The organism is uncultured Subdoligranulum sp., assembly GCF_937890665.1.
The window spans coordinates 1-10,099 of sequence record NZ_CALADU010000127.1; the positions used below are offsets into that span (position 1 = coordinate 1).

Here is a 10,099-nt window from a genome sequence, read left to right on the forward strand (position 1 = left end):
GGGGCAAGCCTCTGCAGCCAGTGTGCGAATTTGGTCCACGCTTTGCGAACGGAAGGCGACATCATACAAAACGCTGCCGTCGGAACGCTTGATGGAAGCGGTCTGGTTGTAGGGGTCCCCCTCCACAGGGTTAAACTCAATGGTATTGCCGTCATCGTCGGTGACGGTGGCCTGCCCACGGTTTTTCACATAGTAGTCCACGTTGCCCTGAAAATAAGCGGGGTCGGCAAGGGCGCGCCAAAGCTCAACCTTGTCCGGGTCTTCATAATCGGTGGGAACATTGAGAACTTTGGTCAAAAATTCGTTGTACAAGTCGGCATCCGCCCGGGAATCAAAGGCTGCCTCGCTGCCGTAGAATACCCAAGGGTCCAAACTCCAAAGCAGAACCTTGGGTGTTTTTCCATAGCTGACCATCTTATAGTAGCCGGTCATGTTGTCGCGCACATCGGCACCGGTCACGCCCATGTTGAAAAAGCTGTCTACGCCGGTATTTTCCCGGTTGAACTGCAGGACCCGGCTGGAACCGATGCCGATGGCCTCCGGCGCTTCCGGCACGTCTTGCGCATACAACTGTACCACCTGACGTTCATCCATCTGCTCAAAGTTCGTTACGTCGTAGCCTTCCAGCATCAAATCCACGATGCGCCGTGGTGCCAAGGCGCCTTGGAACAAACCGCTTCGGTCTACATTGTAGCTGAAAGCCACCATAAACACGAGGATTGGTATGAGCAGCAAGCATTTGAACGAGGTTTTAAGACCGAAATAGAGCCGCCGCACCAATCCGTGCAGGAACCAGATCAACGGGTTGCGCCGCACCTTTTTGGTTTGGGGGCGGGGCGGCGTGGCCGTGGAGGAACCGCGTTGGATTTTAATGGGCGGTGTAGGGATGGGGGTAGGGGAATTTGCGGACATAGAGAACACCGCCTTTCGTTAATATTGCTGATAGATGAAAGCAGACTGCCCGAAGGCGGCGAAGAACAACACCGCAGCAGCCGCCACATAGTACAGTGTCCAGCGCAGCGGCCAGACCTGTTTGCGAATCCAAGCGGATACATTTTCGCTGTAATGCTCTACGAGGAAGACCACAAAACAGCCGAACCAGAGAACCACCGGCAGACGACCATCGAGGCCGCTGTCATAGAGCAGCCGCGTGACTTGCGACAGGCTGCCGCCAATGCCTTGCCAGCCGTTGAGCAGCGAGGCATAGATGGAAAAGGGATCGGTATTGTACAAAGCACTGGCAAAAAAGACCAGCGTCAGGCAGAATAGCAGGTTGGTAATCAACATCTGCCACAATGCTTTGCTCCATCCGGCGCGGTAGAGCGGGTTGAACCGCTGCAACACCTGACGAGGTTTAGCGGTCAGGATAGCAAGAACCGAGATCAGGCCGCAAGCCAATCCCCAAACAAGATACCGCCAGTCGGCACCGTGCCACAGTCCAGAGCAGAGAAAGACGATCAAGATGTTGAGGTAATGCCGCCACGGAGCGCAGCGGCTGCCGCCCAGCGAGAAATACACGTAATCCCGGAACCAACTGGTCATGGAAATATGCCAGCGACGCCAGAATTCACCAAAATTGTGGGACTCAAAGGGCGCCCGGAAGTTTTCGATCAGGTCGTACCCCAGAATACGAGCGGCACCCAGCACAATATCACAACATCCGGAAAAGTCCATGTACAACTGTATGCCGAACAGCACGGTGGCTGCTACTAAGTTGGGGCCGCTCATGTGGGCGGCGTCGCCGTAGACAGCCGACACATAGAGTCTTAGGTTGTCGGCAATTACCATCTTTTTGGTGTAGCCCCACAGCATACGGAATGCGCCACCGGCACAGCGGTTGTAGCTGAAGCGGCGGCTTTTTTGAATCTGAGGACGCAGTTGAGGATACCGCTCAATAGGACCGTTGATTAGCGTGGGGAAAAAGCTGACAAACAGCGCATAGTGAAACGGATTGGTTTCCACCCGGCAGCGATGTTTGTAGACGTCGATGGTGTAACTGAGAGCGGCAAAGGTAAAGTAGCTTAGTCCCAGAGGCGCCAATAGATTGTCGCGGCGGGCCAAAAGGCTGCCGCCAAGGCTGTCTGCCAACAGGTTCCAGTACTTATAGTAGATCAGTACGCCTACACCGCCCAGTACGGCCACCAGCAAAGCCAGAATCCGCAAAGGGCGCTTTTTGGTGCGGCCAATTACCAGACCACACAGCCATGTTACCAAGGTGGTTCCCAGTAAAACACCAATCAACGGACGGTTGGCGGCATCATAGCAGAAAAAGCCATAACTGACCAGTAACAAAAAATAAGGGCGCACAATGCGCGGTAGCGCATAGTGTACCAACGCCGTAACCGCAAAAAATACAACAAATAACAGTGACGTGACTGTCATGGTCTGGTCCTTGCACAAAAAGTCAAGAACCTGCTCCCAAGTGAATGTCATACGTTTCCTCTCCGTTTACTCCACCGATCATCCGCCGCAGGATTATCGCTTCTCTTCCAGATCTCGTACCCGCTTTTCCAGAATGGCATTGGCCTGTGTCAGCCGTTTGCACTTGTCGGCCAACTGGCTGATGGCGATGCTCAGGGACAGCAGCACAACCAGCACAAAGCAGAACATCAAGAAAAACACCAGATTGACCGGCATCTCGATGTCCAGCAGGTCCCGCAGTACATAGACCACATAGGGGAAGACGGCAAAAATGACCAACCCCACCGCTAAGGCCAGCCACAAAAGGCTGTATTTCACACTCATCAGGCCGCGCTTCAAGAAGGCGAAGATGATGAAGAGCAGCGCCAAGGCGCCCAGAATCATAAAAAATTGCAGTTGTGGAGTCATGCCTTGTTCCTCCGCGATTTATGGATGGAGAAGCGGTCGATGAGCAAAGCCAGCGAAACCTTCACCATATAATAGACGCTTTTGAAGCTGGAAATGCTGGACACACCGCCTTGACGCTCCTGCATAATGACGGGGGCTTCGCCTACGGTGAAGCCTGCCAGACAGGCAGCCAAAATGGCTTCCGGCTCAGGGTAGTCGGTAGCATAGTGGTCGGCAAAATAGGCAGTCATCTTAGCGTTGGTAGCACGGAACCCGCTGGTTACGTCCAGCACCCGCTTGCCGCAAAGCAACCGGATCAACATACTCAAGAAGCGGATCCCCACCCGGCGCATAAAGCTGGTCTGGAATCCTTCTTTTTTGATGAAGCGGCTGCCGATACACATGTCGCATTCACCCTGTAACACCGGCCGCACAATCTCTTGCAGATAGGCCGGGTCATGCTGGCCGTCGCCGTCCATCTGGACCGTCACATCGTAGCCATAGCGGGCAGCATAGCGATAACCGCACTGTACACCGCCGCCGATGCCCAAATTGACCGGCAAATCCAAAAACGGATAGCCGTGGCTTTGCAGCAATGCGGCGCTGCCGTCGGTGGAGCAGTCGTTAATGACCAAAAAATCTACCTCGGGGCAGGTGGCCTTTAGGCGTTCTACGGTGTTGACAATATTCTGCTCTTCGTTGTAACAGGGAATCAGCACCAAAATTTTTTCGTCCAAGGGGGTACCTCACATCCGGGCGATTCAGTCGCCCTGCAAAATAAACGTTTCCAAACGCCGCAGCAATTCCGCGCGGCGGTAATGAGCCAGATAGTAAGCCTTGGCGTTGTCGCCCAAGGCGGCGCGCTGGGCCGGGGCCATTGTGACAAGCTGTACAAGATTTTGTGCCAAGGCGTGCTGGTCACAGGCGGGGCTGACTAATCCGCCGCCGCTTTCTTGAACGGCCACGGCGCCTGCACCGTTCATGCTGGCTACCAGCGGTTTACCGGCGGCCATATAACTGGCCAGTTTGCCGGGTACCGTCAGTCCCAAATCGGGGGAATCCGACAGGGAAATCAGCAGCGCGTCGGCCAGTGCCGTAAACTTAGGCACTTCCTTGGCAGGAACGCTGCCGTAAAAAGTCACCGCATCGCCGGCATTCAACTCATGGGCCAATGCTTGCAGACTTTCCCGGCTCATGCCGTCGCCCACTAACAGCAGGTGCAGGCCATCGGCTCCGGCAGCACGAGCCTCCAAAACGGCGCGCAGAACCATATCAAGGCTCTGCGCTGGTGTAAAGGTTCCGGTGAACACCAAATTGAACCGCCCGGCGAATTGCTGCTCTAAAGCTGCATCGTGTTGGGGCACCGCGTAAAAATCCTCACAGTATTGGGGGATGGCAGCCACCGAACGGGGCGGTTTTCCGGTGCGTTGACACAGTCGCTGCTGCAGCGGTTCGCTCATGGCGATCAGCCGGTCGGCTTGCTTATACAGATGGTCGCTGACGCCCTGTGCGATGCGGCGCAGCAGGGGATTGCGGACCGGCAAAACACTGTACAAGTTTTCCGGCCAAAGGTCCAGCACATAGTTGGTAAAGGGAATCTTGTGCTTTTTGGCATAGCGGATGGCAGGCCAGCACATCAGAACCGGGCTGGTGTTAAAACAAAATACCGCATCATAACCGCCCGGCAACCGATGCAGTGCAGCGGTTGCATAGAGCGGCCAGCTTACATAGTTCAAAAAGATATTTACACTGGTGTTGCCTTTGCGGGGCCACTCTTTGGCCCGAAAGATCTGTGCAGCGCCAAAATGTTCTTCCCACGGGCCGTGGGCGCTGTAGCCGTCGAACCATTCCCCCTTGGGGTAGTTGGGCAGACCGCAGAGTACGTCCACTTCCAGACCGTCCTGTAAAAAACCTTCCACCATGTCATTGATGCGGAAGTTTTCCGGCCAGAAATGCTGGGTCACCACAAGGATGCGTTTGGCCATCTTAGTACTTTCTCCACACCATTTTGTTGACGACACCGGTATAGCTCTGGATGATCTTTACCACCTTGGTGGAAACATCCTCGGTGTAGTAGGGCACAGGAATGCCGTTGTCGCCATTGGCGTTCATGGCCACAGCGGTTTGTACGGCCTGTTCCACACCGCCGGCGCGGATACCTGCCAGCACAAAACAGCCCTTGTCCAGCGCTTCGGGGCGCTCGGTGGAGGTACGGATGCAGACAGCGGGGAAGGGATGTCCCACACTGGTGAAGAAGCTGGATTCCTCCGGCAGGGTACCGGAATCCGAGATGACGGCAAAAGCATTCATCTGCAGATGGTTGTAGTCGTGGAAGCCCAACGGCTCATGGAGTTTGACCCGGGCATCTAACTGAAAGCCCATGGCATCCAGCCGCTTTTTGCTGCGGGGATGGCAGGAGTACAGGATGGGCATGTCGTACGTCTCAGCCAGATGATTGATGGAGGTGAACAGATCGATGAAGTTCTGCTCGGTATCGATGTTTTCTTCCCGGTGGGCAGAAAGCAGCATGTATTTCCGAGGCTCCAGACCCAAACGTTCCAACACGTCGGAGGCCTCAATCTTCTCCAGATTGGCATGCAGCACTTCCGCCATGGGGCTGCCGGTAACGAAGGTCCGTTCTTTGGCGGTGCCTTCGGCGTTGAGATACCGGCGGGCATGTTCCGAGTAGCACATATTCACATCAGCGATATGGTCCACGATGCGGCGGTTGGTTTCCTCGGGCAGGCACTCGTCAAAGCAGCGGTTGCCGGCTTCCATGTGGAAGATGGGGATGTGCAGCCGCTTGGCCGAGATCGCGCTCAGGCAGGAGTTGGTATCGCCCAAAATCAACAGTGCATCCGGTTTCTGCTCCACCATCAGGGCATAGGATTTCGCAATAATGTTGCCGATGGTTTCGCCCAGATCCTTGCCCACAGCGTCCAGATAAAAGTCGGGGGCCCGCAGACCCAGATCTTCAAAAAAGACCTGATTCAAATTGTAGTCGTAGTTCTGTCCGGTATGCACCAGAATCTGGTCAAAGTATTTGTCGCATTTTTTGATGACGGCGCTCAGGCGGATGATCTCCGGCCGGGTACCGATGATGGTCATCAGTTTCAGCTTGTTCATGACAAAACAACATCCTTTTCAGAAAATTGGAAGATCCAGCGCGGATCGATGGGGACGCCGGGGGTCGTAGTAGATGCGTAAGGTGTCCTGCTCCGTGGTTGGCATGGCCTTCCATACATAGCGGCTGCGTCCGGTATCGGTCCGGTCAGTCACCTCGTAGCGGTAGTGCAAGATCCACGCACGGTGAATGCCGTCCAAGGTAGTCAGGCCCGAAACACCCCGCAAAGCGCTGCGGGAGCGCCGGATAACTTGCCCCTCTACAAAAGTTCCGTCCCGAACCAGCGTGTGGTCGCGGTATAGTCCGGTCCCCGTAAAGAGCAACAAGCAAAGTCCTGCGGTCAGCAGGCCTAAGGGATACCAATGGGAACCCGCGACAAGGCTGGACAGCAGCAGAAAGACAAGGCCCAAAAGGCTTAGAAAGGCACCAAGATACCTCGGCAGGCCAGATAGAATCAGCGCCATTCCCCGGCGCAGCACGCAAATCCCTCCTGCTTATTAGACCGGCAGATAGAAGGTGTCGGGATGATTGGGGTCAAAACATTCGTTGGCCCACATCAGCGTGACCATGTCCTCCTGCCCTACATTTTCAATGTTATGGGTGTATCCACAGGGAATATCGACTACCTGCAATTTCTGACCACTGACATGGTATTCGATAACCTCGTCGCAGTCGATGCGGCGGAAGCGGATGACGCCTTCGCCCTGCACCACCAAAAACTTCTCGTTTTTGGTGTGGTGCCAATGGTTCCCTTTGACGATGCCGGGCTTGGAAATGTTGACGCTGACCTGCCCGCGTTCGGGGGTGCGCAGCATTTCGGTAAAGCTGCCTCGGTCATCGCAGTGCATATTCAAGTCGTAGGCAAACTGGTCGGTGGGCAGATAGCTCAGATAGGTGGAGTAGAGTTTTTTCTCAAAGCTGCCCTCCGCCAGATAGGGAACCGCCAAACTGCCCTGACGGGCTGCGGCAAAGCCCTGAATCAGTTCCGCCAGCTGTCCCAGCGTGACCCGATGAACCGGATGAATCCGGCAATAGCCATCTTCGTCTTTCTGGGCGGTGCCGTGTTGTACGGCATCCAAAATGCAGGTCACTACATCGTCGATGTAGACCAGCGGCAGTTCGTAAGCAGGGTCACGCACCTCGATGGGCAGTCCCCGGGCGATGTTATGGCAGAAGGTCGCCACCACACTGTTGTAGTTAGGGCGGCACCATTTGCCAAAGACGCCTTCCATCCGGAAAACATAGACAGGGGCGCCGGCGGTATGGCCATGGGCGAAGATGGCGTCTTCCGCCTGCTTTTTGCTCTTGCCATAATCGTTGTCCAGTGCCGCCTGAATGCTGCTGGTCACCAGTACCGGTGCGCGGTTGCCGCTTTCGGCCAGCAGCCGCAGCATGGTATCGGTCAGCCCCGCATTGCCGCTGTAAAATTCGCTGGGGTCTTTCGGACGGTTGATGCCCGCCAGATGGACCACAAAGGCCGCTTGGCGGCAATAGTCGGCCAGTGTTTCTACCGTGTCGTCCTTCTCAAAAAGCAGCAGGTCCTTGCAGCCCATGGCGTGCAGTGTGGCCACTAGATTGCGGCCAACAAAACCGCCTGCGCCGGTAATCAGGATGGGCGTGGGCAGGGTAGGGGGCTCATTGGGCATTTTTTGCCAGCTCCTCTTTGATATAATCGGTGGTCATGACCTTCTCGATGGTCTGTTCTACGTTCAAACGACGGGTGTTATGGCTGGTGTAATCTTCGTCAGCCTGCGTGTGGACCTGTCCCTTGACGAAGAATTTGTCATAGTTCAAGTCGCGGGTATCGGCAGCAACGCGGAAGTAGCCGCCCATATCCTCGGCGCGGGTGCGCTCTTCCTTGGTCATCAGCGTCTCGTAGAGCTTTTCGCCGTGACGGGTGCCGATGATGCGGGTGCCGGTATCCCCGAAGAGGGTCTGTACCGCTTTGGCCAAATCCCCGATGGTGGAAGCATCGGACTTCTGGATGAACAAGTCGCCGGGATTGGCGTGCTCAAAGGCGAACATGACCAGATCCACCGCTTCGTCCAGATTCATCAGGAAACGGGTCATGTTGGGGTCGGTGATGGTAATGGGGTGGCCGGCCCGGATCTGTTCCACAAACAGCGGAATCACGCTGCCGCGGCTGCACATAACGTTGCCGTAGCGGGTGCAGCAGATGACAGGGCCGCCGCGCTGGGCGGACACACGGGCGTTGGCCGTGATGACATGTTCCATCATGGCTTTGGAGATGCCCATGGCATTGATGGGATAAGCAGCCTTGTCGGTGGACAGGCAGACCACCCGCTCTACGTTGGCCTCGATGGCAGCGTGGAGCATATTGTCGGTGCCTTCAATGTTGGTGCGGACTGCCTCCATGGGGAAGAACTCGCAGGAAGGAACCTGCTTGAGGGCGGCTGCATGGAAGATGAAGTTGACGCCCGGCATCACGTCGCGCAGGCTCTGGATGTTGCGCACGTCGCCGATGTAGAACTTGACCTTCTCGTAGTGTTCGGGGTACTGGGCCTGCAGTTCATGGCGCATATCGTCCTGCTTTTTCTCATCGCGGGAGAAGATGCGGATCTCCCCGATGTCCGTGGTCAGGAAATGTTTCAGCACGGTGTGGCCGAAGCTGCCGGTACCGCCGGTGATCAACAACGTTTTGTCCTTGAAAATGGTGCTTGCCATGATGGCCTCCTTATTTTGATGCGTAAAGACGCAGATCTCCTTTATAATCCTCCCTATTTTAGCACACAAACCGACATTTGAAAAGTCTGCTGCCTTGGAAAATGCTTCTTTTTGTGGTATAATACCCGATATATTACAAAGGTAGGGAATTGCCCCTGCCAATCAAGGAGGAACCAAACCCCATGCGAGCCTATGAACGGTTGCTGAAGTATGTTACCGTGTTTACCACGTCGGATCCCAATTCGGGGACCCATCCCAGCACGGCCCGGCAGTTTGATCTGGCCCATCAGCTGGTGGAAGAATTGAAAGGTCTGGGCCTGACGGATGCCCATGTGGATGAACATTGCTATGTATATGCTACGCTGCCCGCAACGCCGGGACAGGAGAGCGCCAAGGCGTTGGGTTTCATTGCCCATATGGATACGGCTGACGATGCCAGCGGCGAAAACGTCAAACCTCAGCTGCACCCCAACTACGACGGCGGGCCGGTGACGCTGCCGGCTACCGGCGCGGTGCTGGACCCCGAAACCTTCCCGTTCTTGAAGGAAATGAAGGGGCAGACCCTCATCACGGCAGACGGCTCCACGCTGTTGGGGGCGGACGATAAGGCTGGCATTGCCGAGATCATGACGATGCTGGAACGGTTGCAGTCCGAAAATCACCCTCACGGCAAGATTTGCGTAGGCTTTACCCCCGACGAGGAGATCGGCGAGAGTGCCAGTTTGTTTGATGTGGCGCATTTCGGGGCGGCCTACGCTTATACGGTGGACGGCGACGATGTGGGTGAAATCAGCTACGAAAACTTCAATGCAGCGGCGGCTGTGGTCACGGTGCATGGCTTCAGCGTCCACCCCGGCAGCGCGAAAAACGCCATGCGCAACGCGCAGAACATTGCCATGGAATTCCATCAGGCTCTGCCGGCTTTTTCTCGCCCCGAACATACCGAGGGACGGGAGGGCTTCTTCCACCTGACCAGCATGCAGGGCGATGTGACGACGGCCCATCTGGGATACATCGTGCGGGATCACGATGCCGTCAAATTTGCTGCCCGCAAAGCGCAGATGCAGCATATTGCAGACTGCCTCAACGAGAAGTACGGCGCCGGTACGGTGGAACTGGATTTGCAGGACAGCTACTATAATATGTTCGAAAAGATTCAGCCACACTTCCATCTGGTGGAGAACGCCCGCAAAGCCATCCGTGCAGCAGGTCTGGAGCCCATCGAGACCCCGGTGCGCGGTGGCACCGACGGTGCTACGCTGAGCTATATGGGGCTGCCTTGTCCCAATCTTGGCACCGGTGGGTTCAACTTCCATGGCCCTTGCGAGTGCATTACGGCAGAGAAGATGGACCAGAGCGTAGAGATCCTCTTGCATTTGGTTGACCTGTATAAATAAAATGGATAAGAAGCCCGGCGATAGCAGCCGGGCTTCCTTTTCATATAAGAACCACAAGCTATGCTTGTGGGCGAATATAGCACGA

Annotated in this window: 10 protein-coding genes; 1 reads left to right on the forward strand and 9 read right to left on the reverse strand. The window is 55.7% G+C overall.

The window, feature by feature from the left end; all coding sequences use genetic code 11:
• The 9 genes from Q0526_RS07645 to Q0526_RS07685 all read right to left on the reverse strand — a co-directional run.
• The coding region (locus Q0526_RS07645; protein WP_298732215.1) for a hypothetical protein at positions 1 to 912 on the reverse strand (912 nt) is incomplete at its 3' end.
• A gap of 18 nt (positions 913 to 930) precedes the next feature.
• Positions 931 to 2,433 (reverse strand): MBOAT family O-acyltransferase, encoded by a 1,503-nt coding sequence (locus Q0526_RS07650; RefSeq protein ID WP_298732217.1) that lies wholly within the window; start codon positions 2,431 to 2,433, stop codon positions 931 to 933.
• A 42-nt stretch (positions 2,434 to 2,475) separates the two neighbouring features.
• Complete coding sequence (locus tag Q0526_RS07655; protein ID WP_298732219.1) at positions 2,476 to 2,829, reverse strand: DUF2304 domain-containing protein; 354 nt, start codon at positions 2,827 to 2,829, stop codon at positions 2,476 to 2,478.
• The gene (locus Q0526_RS07660; protein WP_298732221.1) at positions 2,826 to 3,545 is read right to left on the reverse strand and encodes a glycosyltransferase family 2 protein; all 720 of its coding nucleotides are present in this window, start codon (positions 3,543 to 3,545) and stop codon (positions 2,826 to 2,828) included. The genes Q0526_RS07655 and Q0526_RS07660 overlap by 4 nt, the downstream gene beginning before the upstream one ends.
• Positions 3,546 to 3,569: 24 nt before the next feature.
• Positions 3,570 to 4,793 carry a glycosyltransferase family 4 protein gene (locus Q0526_RS07665; protein WP_298732223.1) on the reverse strand — a complete coding sequence of 408 codons (1,224 nt, stop codon included), beginning with the start codon at positions 4,791 to 4,793 and terminating at the stop codon, positions 3,570 to 3,572.
• A gap of 1 nt (position 4,794) precedes the next feature.
• Positions 4,795 to 5,934: a UDP-N-acetylglucosamine 2-epimerase (non-hydrolyzing) gene (gene wecB / locus Q0526_RS07670; protein WP_298732225.1), complete on the reverse strand. Its 1,140-nt coding sequence runs from the start codon at positions 5,932 to 5,934 to the stop codon at positions 4,795 to 4,797.
• A gap of 18 nt (positions 5,935 to 5,952) precedes the next feature.
• Entirely contained in the window at positions 5,953 to 6,411 is a 459-nt protein-coding gene (locus Q0526_RS07675) for a hypothetical protein (protein ID WP_298732226.1), read from the reverse strand.
• An 18-nt stretch (positions 6,412 to 6,429) separates the two neighbouring features.
• A complete protein-coding gene (locus Q0526_RS07680; protein WP_298732227.1) occupies positions 6,430 to 7,578 on the reverse strand; it encodes an NAD-dependent epimerase/dehydratase family protein in 1,149 nt (382 codons plus the stop codon).
• Complete coding sequence (locus Q0526_RS07685) at positions 7,568 to 8,617, reverse strand: polysaccharide biosynthesis protein (RefSeq protein WP_298732229.1); 1,050 nt, start codon at positions 8,615 to 8,617, stop codon at positions 7,568 to 7,570. Before Q0526_RS07685 ends, Q0526_RS07680 begins: the two co-directional genes overlap by 11 nt.
• 182 nt (positions 8,618 to 8,799) lie before the next feature.
• On the opposite strand from Q0526_RS07685, the gene pepT reads away from it, so the two are divergent.
• The gene (gene pepT, locus Q0526_RS07690; RefSeq protein ID WP_298732231.1) at positions 8,800 to 10,014 is read left to right on the forward strand and encodes a peptidase T; all 1,215 of its coding nucleotides are present in this window, start codon (positions 8,800 to 8,802) and stop codon (positions 10,012 to 10,014) included.
• Positions 10,015 to 10,099: the final 85 nt, after the last annotated feature.

Excerpts from the sequence above, each read along its gene's own strand:
- Q0526_RS07650 (WP_298732217.1), bottom strand. The coding sequence starts at position 2,433 with ATGACATTCACTTGGGAGCAGGTTCTTGACTTTTTGTGCAAGGACCAG.
- Q0526_RS07655 (WP_298732219.1), bottom strand. The coding sequence starts at position 2,829 with ATGACTCCACAACTGCAATTTTTTATGATTCTGGGCGCCTTGGCGCTG.
- Q0526_RS07665 (WP_298732223.1), bottom strand. The coding sequence starts at position 4,793 with ATGGCCAAACGCATCCTTGTGGTGACCCAGCATTTCTGGCCGGAAAAC.
- wecB (WP_298732225.1), bottom strand. The coding sequence starts at position 5,934 with ATGAACAAGCTGAAACTGATGACCATCATCGGTACCCGGCCGGAGATC.
- Q0526_RS07680 (WP_298732227.1), bottom strand. The coding sequence starts at position 7,578 with ATGCCCAATGAGCCCCCTACCCTGCCCACGCCCATCCTGATTACCGGC.
- Q0526_RS07685 (WP_298732229.1), bottom strand. The coding sequence starts at position 8,617 with ATGGCAAGCACCATTTTCAAGGACAAAACGTTGTTGATCACCGGCGGT.
- pepT (WP_298732231.1), top strand. The coding sequence starts at position 8,800 with ATGCGAGCCTATGAACGGTTGCTGAAGTATGTTACCGTGTTTACCACG.